Below are 23,736 nucleotides of genomic sequence, written 5' to 3'. Positions count from 1 at the left end.
ACAAAGGAGAGGATCTTGATGAAATCCAATAGTAGAAACCTGCCTTTAATCGTAATGGTCTGCTTGATTGCTGGAGTTGCTAGTCTATGTTACGGCATTATGGTATCCGCTTCTTCCGAGAAGGAAGAGGTTGTTTCTAATAAAGATAGAGCGGAGTACTTAGGATCTTCGCTGTTCAAAGGTCACATGCATTCCCATACCTCTCTCAGTGATGGGGTATTGTTGCCTAATGACGCTTACAATTTTGTGAAGGCTAACACAGATTTTGATTTTTTTGCAGTGACGGAACACGACGTGACGTATGACATCAGTACGGGCAGTGATTTTATTACGAATGTTCAAGACTCTTATTCAGAAGAATACAAGCTGCTGCATGAGCAATCAGATGCTCACAATCATGATAACGAATTTATTACGCTGCCCGGTACGGAAGTGACTTGGTATGATGAAGCGGGCCATATCAACTTATTTAATGCCCCATGGTTTGCAAGAACACATGGAGTAGGTGCGGATGGCACTTGGGGCTGGAGCGATATCAAATACGATTTGCCCACCTTCTACGCCAGACTTGCCCAAGATCCTGATGCTATTGCTCAATTTAATCATCCGCGCTCGTCAGGAAATTGGAGTTTCAATGAATTTAGACACTACAACCGGGATGTGGACAGAAATCTGAATATGATGGAGTACAAATCCTCCAATGATTTTGCAATCTATACCAAGGCGTTAGATCGAGGCTGGCATGTATCTCCTGTGTTTGGCGGGGACGAGCACAAAGGAAATTGGGGGATGGTTCAACCCCATGTAACCGGGATGTGGGGAGACCATCTAACAAGAGAGGGTCTTTACGAGGCGATGCGAAATCACCGCACCTATGTATCCTTTGATCGTCATTTAGAAATGGCGGTTTCTGCAAACGGTCAGATGATGGGTGCGATCCTTCCAGCCGATACCCATGCAATTGATCTTTATGTGCGGATCATTGACCCTGATCCCAACGATCATTTGGATAAAGTCGTTGTGTACAAAAACAGCGGTGAAATCGTCAAGGAGTACCGGAATATTGCCAGCAATTCATTCGAAATCGAAGAAACCTTTGCAAGCGCAGACGGGGATTACTTTATCGTTAGAGCTTTCCAAGGGGACGGTGAAGAAGCTGTTAGTGCTCCAATATGGATTGGCGAAGAAACGAGGGGCACCGTACATGCACCTGAAATTACGGTTCATGGTCAATATCCGGACACCGTTGAGCTTGGGGATCAAGTAGAAGTGCGGGGCGCATCAGCGACGGATAACAGTGGTCAATCTATACCAGTGGAAGCAATCGTTTTGAATGATAAGGGAGAAGCAGCCGTTCTGGATCAGCATTTCAAGGTAGAGATGTATGGCGAATATTTCATTAAGTATGTCGCAACCGACAATCAAGGAAATACGCGTGTTGAACTTATCCGGCTGCTGGTCGATCAACAAAATCTGGATGCCGACAACATTTTAAATGAATTTCAACCCATTGTAAATGTAGGCGCAAATGAACGTGAAGTGGGAATAAATGTCGTGACCGATAAGGCATTAGAAACAGCCTATATTCAGTATAAACCTGAGTCAGAGGCGTCGTGGGATTATGCTGAAGCCGTGCAAGCGGAAGCCTCTTATTTTCAAGTCGCGTATGGCGATACATTTGCCAAGAGCAACTATCGTGTGCTTGCAGCCCATGAAGCGAATATAACCGATCTCGCCTTAGGGACTAAGTATGACTATCGGTATGGCATGTCACCGGCTGGACCATGGAGCGGCAGTTATAGCTTTAGGACCGCACCAGCTTCAGGGGATGCCGTTATGTATGTAATGGGGGATCTTGAAGTTCCGGATCGAAATCCGGCAAGCTTCCAGCTCTATAAAGATATGCTGGACGTTCTGCGAGAGAAAAATGGGAACGGACAGACTGTGATTCAAGTCGGAGACTTGGCCTGGCTTGGCGGCAATAGGTATGCATGGGATGATGTGTTCAACAACATATACAACAACAGCCTGGATCTGATATCTGCCCATATAGCCGGGGATCGTGAACGCGTGACGGAACGGAAATTCGGGGCATTCTCCGGGTTCTTCAACCTGCCGAAAAACGGTGAAGGCAGCTATCGGGAAACGAATTATTCGTTTGATTACGGCGATATGCACATTGCGGTTCTGAATTCGGTGCTGGACTTCGACAAGCAGCTGTCCTGGCTGGAGAAGGATATGCGGGCAACGGATAAAAAGTGGAAAATCGTCATGGGACATTATCCTTATTATGGCGGACAATCTGGCGATGAGACCGGTATGAACATCATGAGAGTGAAATTGTCTCAGGCATTTGAACGGCTTGGCGTCAGTTTGTACATTGGCGGCCATGATCATGTGTATAAACGGACAACCATACGAAACGGTTTAAAAGATATTTCGGAAGACGCGATGAACCTTGGAACAACTTTTGTGACAGTTGGTTCATCAGGTCCAACGTTCTATGATAACAAAACCTTTGACTGGGATCATATCGTTTATGATGAGAATAAGCAGACGGGTGTTATTTTAGAATCAAACGATCAGTCTCTTACTTTGAAAGCTTACAACAGCGACGGTGTAGAAGTGGATTCATTTACGATCGAACAGCCTGAAAATTATCTGAACTTAACAAGCGCGATTGTAGAAAATAACGTTTTGAAGGGCGTAGGGGTTTTAAATTACCCCAATTCGGTTGAACGAGTTACGGTTATCGCTGAAAAACGTGATCATACGGGTGAACAGGTGTTAGGAACGGTTATTCAAGAAGCGACGCTGGAACATCTCGGACGTGAGCAAATCATCTTACTCGACAGCCCGCTTGCGTTTGGGGATGAACATATGATCCTCGTAAGATTGGTTAATAACCCAGTCGACAGAGAGCCGTTAACGGATGCTTTGATAGCAAAAGAAGGAATGCTAGGTGAGGGATCGGAAGACAACCCGTATCAAATTAAAAGTGTAGAGGGACTTTATAAAATGCATGAGTTCCCGGACAAACACTATGTTTTAGAACGGGACATTGATGGGAGAGGCGTGTTTTTCGAAGCGATTGGCGCTAATGAAACCCCATTTACGGGTACATTTGATGGGCAAGGGCATACGATTACAGGTGTTATTGTCTCCTCAGGCGGCGCGGGACTCTTTGCCATTAATGAAGGGACGATTCGAAATGTAGGGATTATCCATGCTGACATTGATGTTCGCCGGAGTAATGTTGGGATTCTGGTTGATCAGAATGACGGAATCGTGGAATATGTCTACAGTACCGGGTCCATTAAAGGCAATTCTACGGTTGGCGGTCTTGTGGGCTACTTGAACGGCACCGTTAAGAACAGTTATTCAACAGCCCGGGTTCATGCACGAGGCAAGCAAGCCGGCGGCATTATCGGGATTACAAACCGGGGCAGCGTTACCGAACAGGTCTATGCTATGGGAGCTGTTATAGCAGAAGAATCAAATGCGGGCGGCATCAGCGGATACGGATATAACAATACCGTCATTCAAAATAGTATGGCCTTAAATCCTTCCGTTGTTACAGGTACTGCATCTAATCGAATTGTCGGCAGGGTGTTGGCTGGCGATACAGCCACTTTAGTCAATAATTATGCGGATGAAAATATGTTTGTTAGCAGTGAGAATGTGACTGTGAATGATCCGAACAATGAAAAAGGACAGGGTGTTGGTACAGAAGCATTCACGCAGTCATCATTTTTCGCAGAAACCCTCGGTTGGGACTTTGATTCGATCTGGATCTGGAATGAAGATGCCAAACGTCCATTGCTGCAAAGCAATGTGGAGCAAATTAACGAGGATCATATTCCAAAGCCGAAGCTGGATCGTAACGAAGATGGATACTACATCATTCGTTCGATTAGCGAATTAAAGACGATTTCAGAATTTCCAAATGAAAATTATATAGTGGAAAACGATCTGGATTTTGAAGGGAAGCTATTTGAACCCTTATTTATGGGGACGCCTTTCCTTGGCATATTTGATGGAAATCATAAATCTTTAACTCATTTCAACTCTGAAAATGGCGGGCTATTCCATCTGAATGGCGGAACGATTAAGAACATTGCTATGGTAGATGCGAGCGTCACAGGCGGGAGTAATATAGGCATTCTCGTTAACACGAACAACGGAAAGATAGAGAATAGCTATACAACAGGCTCAATCGCAGGCTCCAGCACAGTGGGCGGCCTAGCGGGCTATTCCAATGGCATCGTGAGAAACAGCTATTCGACTGCAGATGTAACGGCTCAGCTGAACCAGGCCGGCGGTTTGATCGGCATTACGAACTCGGGCAGTTTAACAGAAAACGTGTATGCATCGGGAGCCGTCCAGGCGCTTAGAAGCAATGCAGGCGGAGTGACGGGCTACGCCTACAATGATACGGTTGTTAGAAACGTTATTGCTCTTAATCCCTCCGTCGTGACGCCGACTATGGCGAACCGTGTGGTAGGACGGGTTCTTGCCGGGCATACCGCAACGCTTGAGAATAATTATGCATTCGACGGCATGCTTGTGGATAAAGAAGGCGAAAGTGTTGGCGCTGCCGATAACAGAAAAGGCCTGGGACTATCCCAACTACAGGTTGAAGACTCTAATACGTATACCGATAGACTGAAATGGGATTTTGAGTCGGTGTGGATGTGGAGTGTTGCTTTAAAGCGTCCGGTATTGAGCAGCAATCCGGAGGAGGCAGGAGAGCCTGCCGTGCCATTGGAGAGAGATGAAGCAGGTTATTACAAAATCAAATCCATTGCCGATCTGAGCGTGATGGAAGACTTCCCCTCGGAAAAATATAGGTTAGATCAGGATTTGGATTTCGATGGACAAATGGCGGAGTCACTATTTAAAGTGGTTTCATTCACCGGTGTTTTCGATGGAGACGGGAAGAAAATCTATCATTTTAATTCTTCGAGCGGCGGCTTATTCCATCTCAATGGCGGAGTGATTAAAAATATAGCGATGATAGACGCCAGCGCCACTGGCGGGAGCAGAATAGGCATACTCGTGAACACAAACAATGGCGAGCTAGAGAACAGCCTCTCAACTGGCTCCATCACAGGCTCCAGCACAGTTGGAGGTTTAGTAGGCTATTCCAATGGTATCGTAAGAAACAGCTATTCTACTGCGGATGTAACCGCTCAGGTCAGTCAGGCCGGCGGATTAATCGGCATTACGAACGCGGGCAGCTTAACAGAAAACGTGTATGCCTCTGGAACCGTTCGGGCGATCACGAGCAATGCGGGCGGAGTGACTGGCTACGGGTATAATGATACGGCCGTCAGAAATGTTATTGCCCTTGGCCCTTCGGTTACGGCGCCAACGATGGCGAACCGTGTGATGGGACGGGTTCTTGCGGGGCACACTGCAACGCTTGAAAATAATTATGCATTTGACGGTATGATTGTGGATAAGGAAGGTGTGGCTGAAGGTACATTAACAACCCTCAAAGGATTAGGCCTATCAGCTTCTGATGTGGAAGACCCATCAACGTATACGGACCAGTTAGGGTGGGACTTTAACGATATTTGGAGATGGGACATAATGGCTAAACGTCCTGTATTGCAAGCCGTATCAGAGGGCGACGAAGAAGAGCCAGTGAGCCTGATTGCCCTTGAGCTCGAAGGGCTGCTTACACTGGTCGTTGGAGAGAGTGATCAGACAACGACTGCCGCTGTGTACAGCGATGGAAGCCGTGAACTGGTGGAGACAAATGTTGCCTATGCTAGCAGCGATCCGAATATTGCGGAGATCAGCGCTAGCGGAGCAGTAACGGCGAAGTCGGAAGGAACCGTGCTCATCACAGCAGAGTATGAGGGCTTGATTTCATCCTATGAGCTAATTGTTATTAAGAAAGACGAGCCAGATAAGAAGCTGATTCGTTTGGAGCTTAGCGGATCGGATCCGCGAATGCAGGTGCATGCTGCCTTGAATTTAACCCTCATCGCAATCTATGAGGATGGAACAAGGCACACGATAAGTGAGGGTGCAACGTATACAAGCAGCAAGCCGCAGACAGCATCTGTATCTGAATATGGTGTTGTAACTGCTCATCGTCCAGGTGCAGTCACGATTATCGCTTCTTATCAAGGGCAAACAGCCAGCTATAAGGTGAGAATTAACGCAGCGGGCGGGATTCCCTTTACGCCGTAGCTGCACCGTTATTCTATTTATAATGGAGGGAACAGAATGAAAGCGGCAAAGCCACTTGTAATCGCACATCGCGGTGCTTCAGCGGAGGCTCCTGAAAATTCATTGGCAGCATTTATGCTAGGTGTTAAGCAGGAATGCGATATGATCGAGCTGGACGTTCATCTTACCAAGGATAAGCAGGTCGTCGTTATTCATGACCACACATTAGATCGCACGACTAATGGTGTAGGCGAAATCGCTAATCTTCATTACGAAGATATGAAAGGTTATGATTGCGGCAATTGGTTTAGCGATCAATATGCTGGGGAATATGTTCCTCTGCTTGAAGAGGTATTGACGAAGGTGCCTGCTAATGTCCAGTTTAATGTCGAGATAAAGGCCGCGGGAACACCCGGTATGGTAAGCGGCTTAATGGATGTATTAAGCAAAACGGACCGTATTGGAAGTACAGTCGTATCCTCGTTTCATTATGGCTGCTTGGCGGAGCTTAAAAAACAATTGCCTGACATTCGCATTGGTTTGCTCTATCATCAAGAGGTTGCGGACTTCAAAACATTCGAAGAGGAAGCGGGTGTTGAAGTATTTTCATTGCATCCGCATTATCCGTTCGTCACCGAATCCTATATGGAGATCGCCAATGCTGCCGGCAAAGCCGTTTATCCTTGGACGGTGGATAGAGAAGCAGATCTGAGAAATCTTATAGATTTGGGCGTAGCAGGATTGATCACCAATAAGCCGGGTCTTTTAAGAACGATATTGGATAATTAATTAAAACAAAAGAAAGGGCCCTCATCGGGCCCTTTCTTTGCTCTTCCTGATTGGACATCCTAACTACATTTTCATAACGCCGCCTGTGCTGGCGGAAGTAACGAGGTGAGCGTAACGCGCAAGGTAGCCGCGCTTGATCTTTAATTCGAAGCCAGGCCATTCAGCACGGCGCTGCTCGAACTCCTCGTCGCTGATCATCAGGTTCATCGTGCGGTTGTTCATATCGATCTCGACGATATCGCCGTCGCGTACGAATGCGATCGGTCCGCCTTCAGCCGCTTCCGGCGAAGCGTGGCCGATGCTGATGCCGCGGGAAGCGCCGGAGAAGCGACCATCCGTGACGAGAGCGACTTTGGCGCCAAGACCCATGCCGACGATTTGGGAAGTCGGAGCAAGCATCTCAGGCATGCCTGGGCCGCCTTTTGGTCCTTCATAGCGGATAATGACGACATGGCCTTCTTTGATCTTGCCGCCAGCGATGCCAGCGAGCGCTTCATCCTGGGAATCGAAGCAGATCGCAGGACCCTTGTGGTAGCCGCCAACCGACTTGTCGACTGCGCCTGTCTTGATAATGGCGCCATTCGGTGCAAGGTTGCCGAACAGGACAGCTAGTCCGCCGCGCTCGGTATGCGGATTGTCAATGGAGCGAATAACGTCGTTATCCTTCACTTCGCAACCTTCAGCATTCTCGCGCAGCGTCTTGCCCGTTACGGTCATGGTATCGCCGTGAAGCGCGCCTTCTTTCTTGAAGAGCTCGTTCAATACGGCGCTTACGCCGCCCGCATTGTGTACATCTTCAATATGATAATCGGATGCTGGCGCGATCTTCGCCAAATGCGGCACACGCTCTGCCACTTCGTTAATGCGCTCGATCGGGTATTCGATACCAGCTTCATGTGCGATTGCCAATGTATGAAGCACGGTGTTCGTGGAACCGCCCATCGCCATATCGACAGCGAAAGCATTGTCAATCGCTTCCTTCGTTACGATATCGCGCGGCTTCAGGTTAAGATCGATCAGCTTCATCAGCTGGCGAGCAGCTTCCTTAACGAATTCTTTGCGCTCTGGCGCAACCGCCAGAATCGTGCCGTTGCCCGGAAGAGCAAGGCCAAGCGCTTCCGCAAGGCAGTTCATGGAGTTGGCTGTGAACATGCCGGAGCAGGAGCCGCAAGTCGGACAGCCGTATTGCTCAAGCTCAAGCAATTGGTCGTCGCTGATCTTGCCGGCTTGGTGCGCGCCTACGCCCTCGAATACGCTGGAGAGGGAGATCGGACGGCCGTCGGATGTTTTGCCGGCTTTCATCGGTCCGCCGCTGACAAGCATGGTCGGAATGTTAACGCGAAGTGCGCCTAGAATCATGCCCGGCGTAATTTTGTCGCAGTTCGGAATACAGATCATGCCGTCGAACCAGTGCGCGTTCACAACCGTCTCTACGGAGTCCGCAATAATCTCGCGGCTGGCAAGGGAATAACGCATGCCGATATGGCCCATGGCAATGCCGTCGTCTACGCCGATGGTATTAAACTCGAATGGTACGCCGCCCGCCTCGCGGATTGCTTCTTTGACCAGTTTGCCGAATTCCTGCAAGTGAACGTGGCCTGGTACGATGTCGATATAAGAGTTGCATACCGCGATAAACGGTTTGCCGAAGTCTTCATCTTTCACGCCCGCAGCGCGCAGCAAGCTGCGGTGTGGCGCGCGGTCGAAGCCTTTTTTGATCATGTCAGAACGCATTCTTTTGGCCGCCATTAATGTAGAACCTCCTTAAAAATAGCCAGAGCGCTGCATGCGCCCCGGCGCTTATGACCTAAAATAATGAATACTCATAATTTTATCATAACGGACAACCGTTGGCTATATAAAGGGGACTGCTGACAATATCCGGTCGCTTCATTAATTAATCCTTAAGAATGACTTAAGCTTTGTGAAAATACGGCTTTCCCGATTACGTTTCGACGTTCGTTCATGTATAGTAGAAACAACAAAATCAAGGAGGATGAATGGTGTGGAGCGTCGCGTATTGATCGTGGACGACGAGCGGGAGATCGCCGAACTGATCGAAATTTACTTGAGAAACGAAGGATTCCAGACAGAGATAGCATTCGACGGCGAACAGGCGATAGAAGCGTTCGAGCGGGAGGCTGCCGATCTTGTCATTCTCGATATTATGATGCCGAAGCTGGACGGGCTGGAGGTATGCAGGAGAATTCGCAAGGACCACCATGTGCCGATTCTGATGGTCAGCGCTAAAACCGGCGATATGGACAAAATTATGGGACTGATGACAGGGGCGGACGATTATATTACGAAGCCCTTCAACCCGCTTGAGCTGATTGCCCGAATACGCTCATTGCTGCGGCGGTCTTATCAGTACAGCAAGCCTGCAGAATCCTCCAACGGAGGCCGTGATAGCGAAAGCAAGGAGCTGAGGCTAGGCGCGCTCCGCATTGACAAGCTGAGCCATTCCGCCAATGTAGACGGCAGACAGCTGCATCTTACGTCCACGGAGTTCGGCATCCTGCATCTGCTGGCCAGCCAGCCGGGACGGGTGTTCAGCGCAGAGGATATTTTCCAACAGGTGTGGAAGGAGAAGTATTTTGAATCAAACAATACGGTTATGGTGCATATCAGCAAGCTCCGCGACAAGCTGGAGAAGGAGCTGGGCGAGAAGCTGATTGTAACCGTGTGGGGGGTTGGCTACAAAATTGAAGGATAACGTCGTCTTCCGGCTTGTGTTCCGGTCGTTTCTGAATATTTTCTTTGCCGCTATCCTGTCTTTGGTGGGGGTTGCACTGTTATATGTCGTCGCTCTCTTCCTGTCCAGCAACTTCAGATCGTTTTGGTTCCTGCGGGATTTGGGTGTCTTTTTCATCAATGATTTGCCCTATGCGCTGGGGCTGTGGTTCATATGGGTGCTGCTATTCTGTGTCTGCTTCTTCATTCTTCAGTGGGTGCAATTCAGCGCCTTCGGCAAAATCAATGATACGGTACGCCAGATTGCCGACGGCCAGCTGGAGATGAACCATCAGATCACCGTCCGTCAAAGAAGCGGGTTCGGCGTGCTTGCCCGCAACGTCAATCGGCTGTCAGATCGCCTTCAGCATGCGCTGGAGGAAGAACGGCGTGCGGAGCAAGCGAAAAACGAATTGATCACGAATGTATCGCATGATCTGCGTACGCCGCTCACTTCGGTGGTCGGCTATCTGGGTCTTATCGAACAGGACCGGTATCGCGATGAAGTGGAGCTGCGCCATTATATTGCGATCGCGTATAAGAAGTCGCAGCATCTTCACGAGCTGATCGATGACTTGTTCGAGTATACGAGAATGAGGCATGATACGATCGCGCTCAAGCTGGAGCCGATCAATCTGGTCGAGATGCTGGGGCAATTGTTGGTGCAGTACCATATGCCGCTGGAGGAAGTGGGCATGGTGAGTCAGCTGCACAGTGAAGAGAAGCAGATTACTGTGAGAGCGGATGCCGGCAAGCTGGCGCGCGTATTCGAGAATCTAATCTCGAACGCCATGTCGTACGGACGTGAGGGCAAGCGCATCGATGTATGGATCGCCTTAATGGAAGGCAAGGTTTCCGTTGCTATCGTGAACTATGGCGAGCCGATCTCGGCGATTGATCTGCCGCATATCTTCGACCGGTTCTATCGGGCCGACAAGTCAAGAACCAGATGGTCAGGCGGCTCCGGCCTGGGCCTTGCGATAAGCAAGAGCATCGTCGAGAAGCACGGCGGAGCCATCGATGCGGACAGCAACACGGAGCGTACCGTCTTCCGCGTAATCCTGCCCTTGCAGTAATATGTGGATGAATCATAGAAGGTGAACCGTCTGCAAGCGCGCTCGGAACACTAATGGGTACCTGTTAGTGCCTGGTTATAGATAAAACTAAGAAGGTCTTAAGATTTATTTATGAAACAGTTACAGTCTCCTTAAGCTTGGCTGCCTATACTGATCAGTATAGACAACAGAGCGAGAGGGGATTTTTTTGTTGAAAATGATGGTAAAGACAAAACCAAGATACGGCATGCGGTTGACGATGGTAGCGGCAGTAGTCGCGATCGTATATATAGGTGCGGGATGGCTGAAAGACGGCTTTTTAAAAAAGGATGTGCTGCAGTTGGCCTCAGCATCGGCGATCCTGATCGATGCGACGACAGGAGAGGTTATTTTTGAGAAAAATGCGAACGAGCCGCTGCCTCCGGCAAGCATGTCGAAGATGATGACAGAAATTTTGGTGCTGGACGCTGTTGCAAGAGGCGAAGCCCGCTGGAGCGATATTGCGACGGCAAGCAGCTATGCTGCCGCAGTGCCTGGCGCCAGAATGGGGTTGATCGAAGGTCAAGAGGTGAGCGTCAGAGAATTGTTCGACGCGATGACCATCCATTCGGCCAATGATGCTGCCGTAGCGCTCGCTGAGCACTTGGCAGACTCTGAGGAAGCCTTCGTGGCTTTGATGAATAAGAAAGCTGCAAGCATCGGGCTGTCTCATGGGGCAGTATTTGGCAATGCGTCGGGATTAAGCAAATCGGATATTGCGCCGTACAATGGTTCAGCCCATGCACGTGATACACTGCTGACAGCGAAGGATACGGCGGTCATTGCGGGACATCTGATCGGGAAGTATCCTGAGGTGCTTGCGGTTACGAGCCGAGGCAGTGTCAGCGTATCGACCCAGAGACAGACGCTTGCATCTACGAATTTGATGCTGACCGACAAGCCATTCGCCTATCCTGGCAATGATGGCCTTAAGACGGGCTACACGCCGGCTGCGGGTTATTGCTTTACAGGGACCGTAAAGCAGGATGGTACGCGGTTGATCTCTGTCATTATGGGAGCGGACAATATCGATTCCAGATTTTTGGAGACGATAAAGCTGTACGAATACGGTTTTGAAGTGAAAGGGAAGTCGGGACTGAGAACGGCGTTAGGTTTTTGATAGTGTTGGATCCGATTGTGTAATGAGAATGTTATTTTTCCTTCGTGAAATTGTCGAATCCCTCTTCAAACGGGATATTTTATGTTATATTATATAACATGTAATAATGCGTTTTCTTTTGCGGCATGATTGGCTGATTGAAGAGCGAATACATTCCGGAAGGGGAGAGTGGATGTGGCTTTGACCGAACGGGAAAAGGAGCTGCTGCTTAACGCAATAGCAGCCGATCTGGCAAAACGTCGATTAAAGCGCGGTGTTAAGCTGAATTACCTGGAGAGCGTGGCGCTGATCACTTCCCGGATGATGGAGGGTGCCAGCGAAGGCATGAGCGAGGCGCAGATTGCCGACCTGGCGCGAAGCACGCTGCGTAAGGATCAGGTGATGTGCGGCATTGCCGAGATGCTTCGGGAGGTCCAGGTGGAAGCGGATTTTCCGGAGGGGACGCGTCTGGTGATTGTGCCATTCCCGATAACGGGCTGACTGCCCGGCCAATTGAAGAAGCCAGCCGGTCAGAGAATCCGGCTGGCTTCATTATGCTGCCTATCATTGACGTTACACCGAGTCAAGTCTATACTGTGTTCAAGAAATCGGGACTAAAGTCCAGAGGAGAGTGACACGGCCCATATGACTTCCATGGAAGAAAGAATGGAGTTAATGAAGTCGCTAGACGAATCGTTCCGCGAGGTTAGGAAGCTGATTCAAGCGGAGTGGAACAGGGAGAACGAGCACGCTCTTGGCATGACCCACGGCAGAATGCTGATTATATTGTCGGAATCCGGTCCGCAGAAGGCTTCCGCGCTTGCGGAAGGACTCCAAATTACGAGCGGCGGCGTAACAGGTATTGCTGACAGGCTGATTGAGCTTGGTTATGTATCGAGGGAGCGCAGCGAGGAAGACCGACGGGCAGTGATGCTAATGCTGACCAAAAACGGAGAAGCGATGGTCCAGTCGATGCTCCAAGTAAGAGAAAAAGTCATGATTAAGCTGTTCCGCGGAATGGATACGGAAGATATGGAGAAAGCGCTCGATCTGTTCACAACAATGAAGCGCAATATGGAAAGAGAAGAATGAAAACGGAATCAATGTTACAACTTTTTGAACGTTTGTCCGTGCGACATTGCTTCCGCGCTATATTAATGTAGAATAAAGTAGAAAAATGTCGAATATATAGGATTGACAAATTCCTAGAAAACTACTAGGATAAATAGGAATTAGTACATTTCACGGACAAAAAAGGGGAGATCGGCATGAAGAAACATCTGGTATTGCTGCTGACACTGGTTCTTGCGATTGGCGTCCTCGCGGCATGCGGTTCCACAAACAATAATAAAGGTAGCGAAGGCAACGCTCCGGCAAACGGCGGAGATGCGGATAAAGGCAAAAAGCAGCGTATTGCGCTGGTACTGCCGGAGCAAATCGGTGTGAACCCATTCTTCGCACTGATGGATGAAGGCTTCAAGCGTGCGGGCGAAGAGTTCGGCGTTGAAGTTAAGACAATTGAATCGACAGACCCTGCAGGCTTCGAGCAAAACCTGCGCACGACGGTCGCTGAAAACTACGATCTGATCATTACAGCAACTTTCCAAGCGGAAGATGCTCTCAATAAAGTAGCTCCGGAAAATCCGGACAAGTCGTTCGCCATTATCGATACAGTGGTTGATCTGCCGAACGTTCGCAGCGTTGTATTCCGCGAGCATGAAGCAGCGTTCCTGCTGGGCGCAACGGCTGGCCTGTCCACAAAAACGAACACGGTTGGCGCAGTTGTGGCGATCGACGCTCCGCTGCTGAGCAAGTACACGGAAGGCTTCAAGCAAGGTCTGGCTTATACGAATCCGGAAGCAAAATTCCTGGTTAACTACGTTGGCGGCTTCGATGATTCCGCGAAGGGCAAAGAACTTGCAATCCTTCAACATTCCAAAGGCGCTGACTTCGTCGCGGGCATGGCTGCTGTAGGCGACCTTGGCGTATTTGAAGCAGCGAAGGAACTTGGCTTCTATTCTTCCGGTCAGGACGTTGACCGCACTGAACTGGACCCGGAGCATATCGTTTTGTCCCAATTGAAAGGTACAGACGCTGTAGCTTACGAGACGGTAAAAGCTTTTGCAACAGGAACATTTGAATTCGGCTCCGCAGACTACGGTGTGAAGGAAGATGGCGTAGGCGTAACCTTTATAACAAAAGACAGCAAATCTCCGCTGAGCCCGTTCATTGGCCAAGAAACGGTAGATAAAGTAAAAGTTATTGCGGAAGATATCAAATCGGGTAAAATTGAAGTAGTTAATCCTTTGGCTCAATAATACCCTCAGTTGAATAACACATGATACCGGCTGCTACCCGCAGCCGGTTTGCTTGTTGAAAGGAGCGACGATATGCTGCTGCAAATGGACAATATTACGAAGACTTACGGCAACGTGACGGCGAACAGCGATGTGAGCTTCGATCTTCGCAAAGGAGAGATACATGCCATCATTGGAGAGAATGGCGCCGGCAAGACGACGCTCATGCGAATTCTGTATGGTATGGAAACTCCGACAAGCGGCGGTATTCGGCTGAACGGGAAACCGGTTTCCTTCCATTCGCCTACTGACGCGATCAAGAACGGCATTGGCATGGTGCATCAGCATTTCATGCTGTTCTCCTCCTTCACCGTCGCCGAAAATATCGTGATCGGCAGAGAGCCCTCGACACCCATTGGCTTCGATCGTAAGGCGGCCGCCGCGGTAACGAATGAACTGGCCAAGCTGTACGGTATGCCCGTAGATCCTTGGGCGAAAGTCGGCGAGTGTTCTCTGGGCGTCCAGCAGCGTGTCGAGATTCTGAAGGTTCTCTATCAAGGGGCGGAAATCATCATATTGGACGAGCCTACCGGCGTGCTGACACCGCTGGAGGTAAAGGAGCTGCTGGCAGCGATCAAGAGCCTTGCGGCTCAGGGGAAAAGCTTCATCATTATCAGCCATAAGCTTCAGGAAATTATCGAGGTGGCGGACCGGATTACAGTATTGCGCGACGGCAAGGTGACCGGAACCGTTCAAGCTGCAGATACGGATGAGGAGCAGCTGTCGAAGCTGATGGTGGGCAGAGATCTCGTCACCCTGACCCGGGAGAAGAAACAGTCGGGAAAGCCGGTGCTCGAAGTCCATTCACTATGGGTTCGCGGCGATCGGACCAAGCCGCTGCTCAGCGACGTATCGCTGCAAGTCAATGAAGGAGAGATTGTCGGCATTGCAGGCATATCCGGCAATGGACAATCGGAGCTGCTGCAGGCAATCTCAGGTCTGCTGAAGCCGGACACGGGCTCGGTTAAGCTGCTCGGAGAGGATATGACGGGTGCTCCAGTCGGCAAAATCAGGCGAGGCGGTCTTGCCCATATTCCGGAGGACCGGTACCAGTGGGGCGTGTCCAAGGAAGCCGATGTGCTGGAGAATGGCTTAATGGGCCATACAGCACGGCATCAGAAGCTTGGTCTGTTGCGCGGATCTTCCATCAGGGAGATGGTAGCGGAGTGGGTGGAGCGGTTCGGCATCAAGACGGGATCGCTGAATACCAAGGCTCAATTCCTCTCCGGCGGCAACTTGCAGAAGCTGATCGTCGCTCGCGAGCTTGCACAGGGCACGCCGTTTCTCATTGCGGCTGAGCCGACTCGCGGCGTAGATGTCGGCGCGATGGAAATCATTCATAAGGAATTGCTTCAGCGGCGCAGCGAGAAGGGCGCCATTCTGCTTGTTTCCTCAGAGTTGACTGAAGTATTGAAGCTGTCCGATCGAATCCTGGTCATGTTCGAAGGCAAGATCGTTGGCGAGTTGATGGCAGAGACGGCGACAGAAGAGAGAATCAGCTTGCTAATGGCGGGAGGTAAAAACGTTGGATAAGGTTACGACTGCCCTGCGATCGCTCATACAGCCGCTGCTTGCGGTAATCGCAGGTCTTGCCGTCGGCGCGATTGCAATCGTCATTGTCGGCGGATCAATAACAGAGACCTATGCGGAGATGTGGAAGGGCGCCTTTGGCAGCTTCTACTTCCTGACCAATACGCTAACGCGGGCGACCCCGATTATTTTGATCGGACTAGGCGTAGCGCTTGCCTTCCGTGCCGGATTTTTCAATATGGGCTCGGAAGGTCAAATGGTGCTGGGCGCGCTAAGCGCAGCGCTCACCGCAATTTACATGCCGGGTTCTGGCGTAGTGAAGATGATCGCGGCTATATTCGCCGGGATGATCGCAGGCGGCCTCTGGTCGGCGTTCGCCGGATGGCTGGATGCCAAGTTCCGAATGAATTTGCTCATTACAACGCTGCTGCTTAATTATATTGCGACTTATTTTGCTGCCTATATGGTTACGTATCCGTTCAAGGACAAGACGGGTTCCGCTGCGATGTCCCAGACCGTGATGCTGGGCCGGGAGGCTTGGCTGCCCAAGCTGTTCCAGGGCATGACCTTGCATACGGGCTTCTTGATTGCCGTGATCGTTACCATACTGATGTTCTTGTTCATGAAGCATACGGTGAAAGGCTATGAAATCCGCATGCTGGGCGGCAATCCGCTATTCGCCAGCTACGGCGGCGTTCAGCGGGGCAAGCTGATGCTCGCCAGCATGTTCGTCAGCGGTGGACTCGCTGGTCTTGCAGGCTCGGTCGAGGTGCTGGGCACGCAGTACCGATTCATTGATGGAGCTTTGACGTCACCGGGATATGCGTGGTCGGGCATTATGGCCACCTTGCTGGCTGGCTCGCATCCGATCGGCACGGCGCTTGCCGCTATCTTGATCGCTGCGCTGCAGACCGGCGGGATGGGGATGGAGCGGAATACGGATGTTCCGCTTGAGGTATCCAGCATTATTCAGGCGGTACTCATTCTGTTCGTGTCCGCCAAGCTAACGTATTCATTTATTAAACGGAAGAAAGCGGGGGCGAAGAATGGACGGGCTCTTTGATATTTCGTTGTTCGCTTCGGCTTTGCGGACCGTAACCCCAATTTTGCTAGCCGCGCTTGGCGGCGCGATCTGTGCCAGAGTGGGACTGTTTAATGTCGGCCTGGAAGGTATGATGCTGGTCGGCGCATTCACAGCTATTGTAGGTAATTACTTAACGGGCAATATTATAGTTGCTGTACTATTCGCCATGATGTGCACACTGCTGTACTCCTTGTTATTCGGATATATGAGCATCCATCTGAAGGCGAATGTCATCGTCGTCGGGATATCGCTCAACTTTCTGGCTCTCGGGCTGACGACCTTCTCCCTGCGCGCGATCTTTGACGTGAAGGGCGCTTTTTACGACAAAAGCATGAAGGGTCTGCCGAAGTGGGAAATTCCGCTTATTAAAGACATTCCGTACATCGGCGATATTCTGTCGGGTCATTCGGCGCTTGTCTACCTGTCGATTCTGATCGTTCTCGGCTTGCAGTACTTCCTGTTCAAGACGGTGACCGGCTTCCGTCTGCTTGCGGCGGGCGAGAATCCGACGGCGGCGAGAAGCCTTGGCATCAAGGTATCACGCATCCAATACGGCGCTGTGCTTCTAAGCGGTGCGCTGTGCGGCCTTGCAGGAGCGCAGCTGTCTCTCGGCAATGTGACGATGTTCACGGAGGGCATGACCGCCGGACGCGGATTTATCGCGCTGGTTGCGACGATGCTTGGCCAATCCAATCCGTTTGGCGTAGCCGGAGCAAGCTTGCTGTTCGGATTTATGGAGTCGCTCAGCATCAGGCTGCAGGGCTTCGCGCTGCCGACGCATTTTACGATGATGGTGCCTTATGTGGTGACGATTATTGCGATGTTCTTCTTTAAGGACAAGAGCTATATGCAGGAAGCGCGCAAGGCGAATGAGAGCTCGCGTTAACCAGATTGCTAGCTAAGGCGCTGCGGGAACCCATTGTTGCTCCGATCGCTGTTCCAGCCGGAAGATTATGATGATATAAGTTAAGGTTATCTTCCGGCTGCAAAGGCGAACACTTCGTTTCTCCACAACAATGGGTTCCCTCCGCTTATGGCTAGTTGGAAACATTCAGCTGTGTACCGTCTTGAAGATTGAAGATTCAAGCAATCAATAAGGGAAGAAGCTTGCCAGTCGCGGCAAGTGACTCGCCTGACCTTTGAACATCTTTGGAGGAGTGATAACTGACATGCACAACAAGGCCGCACGACTGAAGAAAGTGTCTCCCAAAGTATTCGAAGTACCGCAAGAAATCGCACATCGCGTACCTCCGGGCCAGACGGTAACGGAACGCTTTCCGATCCTGCATGAAGGGGAAGTGCCGGAATACGATTTGGATACGTGGACGCTGCGCGTGTTCGGCGAAGTGGATCAAGAGAGAGTATTTACCTTCCAGCAGCTGCTGGAGCTCCCACAGCATAAGATTAAGCGAGATATTCACTGTGTGACGCGCTGGTCGAAGCTGGATACGGAGTGGGAGGGCTTACGCTTTGCAGATCTTTTGCCATTGCTTGGCGTGAAGCCGGAAGCGCAACATGTCATGATCCATGCCGATCAAGATTATGATACGAATGTGCCTCTGGAGGATCTCTTGAAAGAGGATGTCATCCTGGCGCACAGGTTCGACGGAGAGCCGCTGACCGATAAGCACGGATGGCCAATGCGCCTGATTGTGCCTCATCTTTATTTCTGGAAGAGCGCGAAGTGGATTCGCGGCATCGAGTTCATGAAGGAAGACCGTCCCGGCTTTTGGGAACGCAATGGCTTCCATAACTACGCTGATCCGTTCCAGGAGCAGCGATTCAGCAGTGACGATAACAGCATGCCGGAAGATGAATGGCTGAAGAAGGAGTTTGATTAAGATGTATTTGCCTATTCTGCAAGTGAATGCGGAAGACTTGCCGCCCTATGCGATTGTATGCGGCGACCCAAGACGTGCGGAAGCAATCGCCACTAAGCTGACGAATGCGAAGGAGCTGGCGTTTGCTCGCGAGTATCGGACATTCGTGGGCGAATACAATGGCGTTAAGCTGGCTGTCGTCAGCCATGGTGTAGGTTCGCCTGGCGCGGCAGTATGCTTCGAGGAGCTGATTCGCGGAGGCGTTACGACGCTGATCCGCGTAGGTACGGCCGGCTCATACTCTGCCGACCATCCTGCTGGCAGCCTGATTGTCAGCACGGCAGCTGTACGTGCCGAAGGTCTGACTAAGCAGCTCGTACCAGACGGCTTCCCGGCTGTAGCAGACAGCGCAATCGTCGATGCGCTGTATGAGACGGCGCAAGAGAGTGAAGGGATCGTCAAGAAAGGCATTACCGTTACGCTTGACGTATTCTTCAACGGCGTGGTTGAAGTGCCGCATAAGCAATTCAAGGCGGCAGGCGCGCTGGCGGTGGAGATGGAGATCGCAGCACTGTACATCGTAGCAACACTTCGCGGCGTAAGAGCAGGAGCTATTCTCGCGCTGGACGGCTACGCCGATTCCGATCTGGCAGCGGATTATGATCCGCACACTGATGTTGTCGCAAACGCGGTTGAACGCGAAATCGTCACAGCGCTGGGCGCGATTGTGAAGCTTGCCAAAGCGTAAAATTGGATACATAAAGAGCTGTCCCCATAACAAAAAGCCCCGCTATAAGCAAAGCCGGAGATTCACGTATCGGTATCGCTTATAGGGGAGCCTGTTGGGGGATGGCTCTTTTCTTTATTGGTTGAGCGGCGCCAAGAAATAGCATTGCCAGATCCAGGCGATCCATTCTTATATGAAGGCCCCCATGCTTAGAAGCCTTCTCTTGAAATCATAGTATGATCAACCAACGCTTTCCTTCGGCGTGCGAATCAGCAAAGCCAACACTACGATGACCAAGGTAAGCACAATCAGCAAATTAAATCCGTTCGAAATCCCGAAGACTTGGGATACTTGCCCGATCAGGATACCGATGACTGCACCGCCTAATCCTGAGGCCACATAGATTAAGCCCTGCAAAGATCCGGCCTGCCGGGTCAGCTTGGAGGCAATCCCTTGCGCCGTCGGGAAGAGCACAGACAAGGCCAGACCGAATAGCATCATGAGATAGCTAAAATCAGTCATGAAGATGCGTCCGACAATCAACGAAACGAGCGCGAACAGCGAGAATACGACAAGGGTGCGTCTTTCGCCAAGCTTGTAGATGATAAATCCGCCTACAAAACGGCCGATCGTGAACAGGAACGCAAAGCTGGCAATAATGTAACCGGCCGTAGCCGCTTTTTGCGCAGCATCCATACCTGCAATATCCAGAGCAGTATAGAAGATCGGGAAAAAGTTAAGGAACCCTGCCTCAACGGCGACATAAAAGAGAATGAACAGAATCACGAATAGAATTTGGCGGTCCTGAAAAAGCTTCAATATAGAGCTGATCGTCACAGTGTCTTGCCCTTGCGAGGCGGCTTGCTTTGCCGGTTTAAAGGAAAGCAGGGCGAGCAATATGACCGCAATTACAACCGCAGTACCGATATAAAAGAAGCGCCAGCTCACGTTATGAGCGAAGATAAAATTTAACAAAAGCGGCGTTACGATCATTCCGACTCCAAACAGCGCATTCGCCAGATTAAACACCACACCTGCCCGCTCTTTGAAAAACGTAGGAATCAAAGTGGCAACCGATACCGTCATCGAACCAATACCGAGTCCGACAATCAGATAGAATCCCAGGAAAAATGCTACGGTAAAGGCAGCGCTTGTTCCGATGAGACCGCCGATCATCAATACCGTACCGATGCTCATGACAATCTTGATCCCTTTACGGTCGGCAAAAATCCCTGCGATCAGACTGGCCAGCAAGAAACCAATTTGGAAAATAGATACCATGATGCCAACCTGGCTCACATCCAACGAAATATCGTTCTGCACCTTTTCCAGAATAAGACCTTTCGTATTCTGAACTCCGCCAAGCACGAACATCGTCGCAAAGATGAGGAAATAAATAATCGAGCGTTGTAGTTTTACCATGATGTTAGTTGCTTCCTTTCACTCGGTAAGTTTGTATGGCGTCAAATAAGTCGTCTGTTGCCCAGCCATAGCAATAGTACAGGAGATCGTCCGCAGCGCTGCTCTCTCCGGCTTGAATGGCTTGGATCAGGTTGTGTGGAGTTAAATTCCACATTTGAATCCCGCTGAAAATGCGTGTCCCCGGAGCGGATTGGGCGCGAACGATATTATTCTGATCCGCTACGAATTGAATGGGAAAGCCTTCTTGCTTGAAGGTAGCGTAGGATAAGTCGTAAGGCAGGTTGAAAAATCTTTTGAAAGCTTGAAACGCTTCTTCCTGCTCCTGCTCGGTCGCCGCCAAGTGATGGATCAACCCCTGCACGTCAGCGCCCCCGCCCAGCTTGTGATAGGGGAAGTGCTTCAAGGCAGGCGAAAGCTTGGTCAAGTTGGCATAATCTTGTCCCAGCATCCAACTATAAGCAGGCGGCCATAGATCGAGCCAAATTGTAAAGTCGGGATTTACTTTTCTTACGCGATCAATCAACCGTTCCACAAAACCCGATACGCTTTCCTGGCGAAAAACGATCCAGGCTTGCAGCGTCGGATTATGCTCCGCATACGAAACAGCTTCGTCGAAGCGCTTGTCTTTTAACAGGCTAACCCAGGCTTGCAGCTCATGCTTGATAGCCTCGGCATCCAGGTTCTGATCAGCCATTTTCTTCAGGCAGTGGGAGCAGAAGCAAGTCAGCAATCCTTTTGGATTCACTTCTTGCCCAGCCCAATCAGGGTAACGAATCCGATCAATCATATAGGAAGCAAAACCGTAGCGTTCATATAAGTGAACGAATGTTCTCTCCCAAAAATCGATCACATCCGGTGCATTGGGACATAGCCAATGAGCGATAGCTTGTCCTTGAAAATCGGTGACAAGATTGTTCTCCAGCAGCGGACCTTCAAAGTGGCCGTTCAAAATATTCAACCAGGGGATAACCTCAATCTCCTCATCCTGCATCGCTTCCTTGATGATCATGAGCGGATCGCGCTCAGTGCTTAAACCAGGCTCTCTGCGCTGATCCAGACCGGATTCCTTGTAGGAAGGAAGGATCGCATGCATCGTGCCTGTCCCGTAGACGACCTCATGAACAGGGTTGCGAGGGAGCTTGCCGACCGGATAAGGATTCCTTTCAAAGATCGTATTCACTTCAGGGAAGACGTACTTGATATCCTGCAACTTTCTGATGTACGACATGATTTGCGGCATACCTTCATCGAGAATATCGTGCGGGTGTAATTGAATACCTGACATGTTGCTTCACGCTCCTTGGCTAGTAAAGTTGTTTGTCCTTCATGAATTGCAACGATGGAAAGGCTTGATTCAGTCCTAAAATCGCGATGCCTTGCAGGGCCGATTGATGCTGCAAACTTGAAATTTCGATTGCTACGCTAGTGACCTCCGTAGTATGGAGACTCACTTTCTTCCTGAGGTCCTCGAGCGATAGCGATTGGGTAACGCCTCCCATTAGCAAAATTTTCTCCGGATTTACGAGTGTAATGATGTTTAGGATACCCAATGCCAGATGATCCTCGAATTGATTAACCAAGCGCCCCGCTTGAATATCTCCAAGCTTGGCTTGTTGGAACACTTGCTTGGCCGACATTTTTTGGTGGAATAGCGCCGACGCGGCAGCTTCCAGACCTGATCCGGAACACGCCATTTCGAAGTGCCCCTTCGTTGATGGGGCGTATAATTGATTGGAATTGAAAACCATGTAACCAATCTCACCGGCTGCATTTTTGGCGCCGCGAATGACTTTTCCATCAATGAGCACCGCAGCTCCCAGTCCCGTGCCAATGCCGATCAACACCGCAGAGTTTACATGCTGGAACACCCCTGCATACATCTCGCCAACCAATGCGGCCCGCACATCATTCTCGATTGTGACAGGGATTTGGAACACGTCTTGAAAATACTGCGCTAGGTGAATGTTCCTCCATTCTGGGAGGTTGGGGGAGCCTTCCAGCACGATTCCCGTTACAGGATCAACGATGCCCGGGGTAGCAATACTTATAAACGAAAGTCTCTCCATAGGCTGATTCGCTTGCTCGATAAAGGTCTTCATATCGACCACCATCTGATCCAGGAAAGCTTGGCTCGTCTCTAGATCATAGGTGGATACTGTATGTTTCATAAAGCATTCCCCCGCTAGATCGAACAGGCCCATATGAATCGTCGTGCCGCCTAAATCTACAGCAAGTCCGAACGAGGTATGCTTGGAGAAATGAAGGTTAGTACCGCGCTTGCTTAAATCGGCGTCGTCCTTCTCATCAAAGATCAGCTTTTCCTCAATCAGTTCTTTGACAATATCCGAAATGGTCGCTTTCGTGATCCCGGAATGCTTGGCGATCTCAGACCGGGACAGGGGTCCCAGGTCTTTGATGATGTTAAGAACAATATCTTTGTTCATTTTGCGTATCGTGCTGGGTAAGTTTACATTCATAGGGTCATCACACTACTTTCAATCGATTGTTCGTTCATTTAAGTTTATATCATAAACCTAAACGACTAAAAAATAAGTGTATCTTGCAAATATAATTCATAAACACGTTATTATATGTGAATTAAGTTTATATTACATCCTTAATGTAAGCGTGGTCAACAGGAAATTTAAATAAAATCACAGTCATTTGATCCCGATCAGCCTCTTTAAACACATATTTCCTCTTAGATATTTCGGATGGAGAGCCGATTGATGATCTAGTGTAACCTGATACTGAGTCATGAAAAATACTCTCCTCTTGAATGGTCTAGGCAACTATTCTAAAAAATAACATGGACTTCATCATTTCCCCATTTGTTGGACCGAGAATGTTTCCTCAGAACCCTTACAAATCTCTATGAAGATACTGAAATTCTTGATT

17 protein-coding genes are annotated in these 23,736 nt (G+C 50.0%); 13 read left to right on the top strand and 4 right to left on the bottom strand.

The window, feature by feature from the left end; genetic code table 11:
* Positions 1–18 precede the first annotated feature (18 nt).
* Together D3P07_RS02550 and D3P07_RS02545 are read left to right on the top strand one after the other, a co-directional pair.
* Positions 19–6,204 (top strand): CehA/McbA family metallohydrolase, encoded by a 6,186-nt coding sequence (locus D3P07_RS02550; RefSeq protein WP_259391306.1) that lies wholly within the window; start codon positions 19–21, stop codon positions 6,202–6,204.
* A gap of 36 nt (positions 6,205–6,240) precedes the next feature.
* Entirely contained in the window at positions 6,241–6,972 is a 732-nt protein-coding gene (locus D3P07_RS02545; protein WP_119798501.1) for a glycerophosphodiester phosphodiesterase, read from the top strand.
* A gap of 63 nt (positions 6,973–7,035) precedes the next feature.
* On the opposite strand, the gene ilvD is transcribed toward D3P07_RS02545, so the two are convergent.
* On the bottom strand, positions 7,036–8,721 hold the full coding sequence (gene ilvD, locus D3P07_RS02540) for a dihydroxy-acid dehydratase (RefSeq protein ID WP_119798500.1): 1,686 nt from the start codon (positions 8,719–8,721) through the stop codon (positions 7,036–7,038).
* Positions 8,722–8,977: 256 nt separating this feature from the next.
* Here ilvD and D3P07_RS02535 point away from each other — a divergent pair, with 256 nt between their 5' ends.
* The 11 genes from D3P07_RS02535 (at position 8,978) to D3P07_RS02485 (ending at position 19,437) form a co-directional block, all read left to right on the top strand.
* Entirely contained in the window at positions 8,978–9,688 is a 711-nt protein-coding gene (locus tag D3P07_RS02535; RefSeq protein WP_259391305.1) for a response regulator transcription factor, read from the top strand.
* Positions 9,666–10,781: a sensor histidine kinase gene (locus tag D3P07_RS02530; protein WP_259391304.1), complete on the top strand. Its 1,116-nt coding sequence runs from the start codon at positions 9,666–9,668 to the stop codon at positions 10,779–10,781. The genes D3P07_RS02535 and D3P07_RS02530 overlap by 23 nt, the downstream gene beginning before the upstream one ends.
* Before the next feature lie 196 nt (positions 10,782–10,977).
* Entirely contained in the window at positions 10,978–11,919 is a 942-nt protein-coding gene (locus D3P07_RS02525; protein WP_259391355.1) for a D-alanyl-D-alanine carboxypeptidase family protein, read from the top strand.
* Positions 11,920–12,093: 174 nt separating this feature from the next.
* Positions 12,094–12,399 (top strand): urease subunit gamma, encoded by a 306-nt coding sequence (ureA, locus tag D3P07_RS02520; protein ID WP_119798496.1) that lies wholly within the window; start codon positions 12,094–12,096, stop codon positions 12,397–12,399.
* Between the two features lie 144 nt (positions 12,400–12,543).
* Positions 12,544–12,990, top strand: coding sequence for a MarR family winged helix-turn-helix transcriptional regulator (locus D3P07_RS02515; RefSeq protein ID WP_119798495.1), 447 nt, complete (start codon positions 12,544–12,546; stop codon positions 12,988–12,990).
* Positions 12,991–13,166: 176 nt separating this feature from the next.
* Entirely contained in the window at positions 13,167–14,216 is a 1,050-nt protein-coding gene (locus D3P07_RS02510) for a BMP family lipoprotein (RefSeq protein ID WP_119798494.1), read from the top strand.
* A gap of 72 nt (positions 14,217–14,288) precedes the next feature.
* The gene (locus D3P07_RS02505; RefSeq protein WP_119798493.1) at positions 14,289–15,788 is read left to right on the top strand and encodes an ABC transporter ATP-binding protein; all 1,500 of its coding nucleotides are present in this window, start codon (positions 14,289–14,291) and stop codon (positions 15,786–15,788) included.
* A complete protein-coding gene (locus D3P07_RS02500; protein WP_119798492.1) occupies positions 15,781–16,848 on the top strand; it encodes an ABC transporter permease in 1,068 nt (355 codons plus the stop codon). The genes D3P07_RS02505 and D3P07_RS02500 overlap by 8 nt, the downstream gene beginning before the upstream one ends.
* Positions 16,832–17,755, top strand: a complete 924-nt coding sequence (locus D3P07_RS02495; protein WP_119798491.1) for an ABC transporter permease — start codon at positions 16,832–16,834, stop codon at positions 17,753–17,755. The genes D3P07_RS02500 and D3P07_RS02495 overlap by 17 nt, the downstream gene beginning before the upstream one ends.
* A gap of 283 nt (positions 17,756–18,038) precedes the next feature.
* The gene (locus D3P07_RS02490) at positions 18,039–18,710 is read left to right on the top strand and encodes a sulfite oxidase-like oxidoreductase (protein WP_119798490.1); all 672 of its coding nucleotides are present in this window, start codon (positions 18,039–18,041) and stop codon (positions 18,708–18,710) included.
* A gap of 1 nt (position 18,711) precedes the next feature.
* Positions 18,712–19,437, top strand: a complete 726-nt coding sequence (locus tag D3P07_RS02485) for a nucleoside phosphorylase (protein ID WP_119798489.1) — start codon at positions 18,712–18,714, stop codon at positions 19,435–19,437.
* A 219-nt stretch (positions 19,438–19,656) separates the two neighbouring features.
* Here the strand turns inward: D3P07_RS02485 and D3P07_RS02480 are convergent, their stop codons facing one another.
* The 3 genes from D3P07_RS02480 to D3P07_RS02470 are packed head-to-tail and all read right to left on the bottom strand — an operon-like array spanning position 19,657 to position 23,315.
* Positions 19,657–20,838, bottom strand: a complete 1,182-nt coding sequence (locus D3P07_RS02480; protein ID WP_119798488.1) for an MFS transporter — start codon at positions 20,836–20,838, stop codon at positions 19,657–19,659.
* A 4-nt stretch (positions 20,839–20,842) separates the two neighbouring features.
* Positions 20,843–22,123, bottom strand: a complete 1,281-nt coding sequence (locus D3P07_RS02475) for a glycoside hydrolase family protein (protein WP_119798487.1) — start codon at positions 22,121–22,123, stop codon at positions 20,843–20,845.
* Positions 22,124–22,142: 19 nt separating this feature from the next.
* On the bottom strand, positions 22,143–23,315 hold the full coding sequence (locus D3P07_RS02470; RefSeq protein ID WP_119798486.1) for an ROK family transcriptional regulator: 1,173 nt from the start codon (positions 23,313–23,315) through the stop codon (positions 22,143–22,145).
* Positions 23,316–23,736 lie beyond the last annotated feature (421 nt).

The organism is Paenibacillus sp. 1011MAR3C5 (genome assembly GCF_003591485.1).
Classification (GTDB): domain Bacteria; phylum Bacillota; class Bacilli; order Paenibacillales; family Paenibacillaceae; genus Pristimantibacillus.
The sequence above is the reverse complement of the archived record's forward strand: the minus strand, read 5'-3'. Positions and strand labels throughout refer to the sequence as shown.

Coding starts and splice junctions, on each gene's coding strand:
- D3P07_RS02545 (WP_119798501.1), top strand. CDS start 6,241: ATGAAAGCGGCAAAGCCACTTGTAATCGCACATCGCGGTGCTTCAGCG.
- D3P07_RS02495 (WP_119798491.1), top strand. CDS start 16,832: ATGGACGGGCTCTTTGATATTTCGTTGTTCGCTTCGGCTTTGCGGACC.
- D3P07_RS02485 (WP_119798489.1), top strand. CDS start 18,712: ATGTATTTGCCTATTCTGCAAGTGAATGCGGAAGACTTGCCGCCCTAT.
- D3P07_RS02515 (WP_119798495.1), top strand. CDS start 12,544: ATGACTTCCATGGAAGAAAGAATGGAGTTAATGAAGTCGCTAGACGAA.
- D3P07_RS02550 (WP_259391306.1), top strand. CDS start 19: ATGAAATCCAATAGTAGAAACCTGCCTTTAATCGTAATGGTCTGCTTG.
- ilvD (WP_119798500.1), bottom strand. CDS start 8,721: ATGGCGGCCAAAAGAATGCGTTCTGACATGATCAAAAAAGGCTTCGAC.
- D3P07_RS02510 (WP_119798494.1), top strand. CDS start 13,167: ATGAAGAAACATCTGGTATTGCTGCTGACACTGGTTCTTGCGATTGGC.
- D3P07_RS02505 (WP_119798493.1), top strand. CDS start 14,289: ATGCTGCTGCAAATGGACAATATTACGAAGACTTACGGCAACGTGACG.
- D3P07_RS02490 (WP_119798490.1), top strand. CDS start 18,039: ATGCACAACAAGGCCGCACGACTGAAGAAAGTGTCTCCCAAAGTATTC.
- D3P07_RS02470 (WP_119798486.1), bottom strand. CDS start 23,315: ATGAATGTAAACTTACCCAGCACGATACGCAAAATGAACAAAGATATT.
- D3P07_RS02525 (WP_259391355.1), top strand. CDS start 10,978: ATGATGGTAAAGACAAAACCAAGATACGGCATGCGGTTGACGATGGTA.
- D3P07_RS02475 (WP_119798487.1), bottom strand. CDS start 22,123: ATGTCAGGTATTCAATTACACCCGCACGATATTCTCGATGAAGGTATG.
- D3P07_RS02480 (WP_119798488.1), bottom strand. CDS start 20,838: ATGGTAAAACTACAACGCTCGATTATTTATTTCCTCATCTTTGCGACG.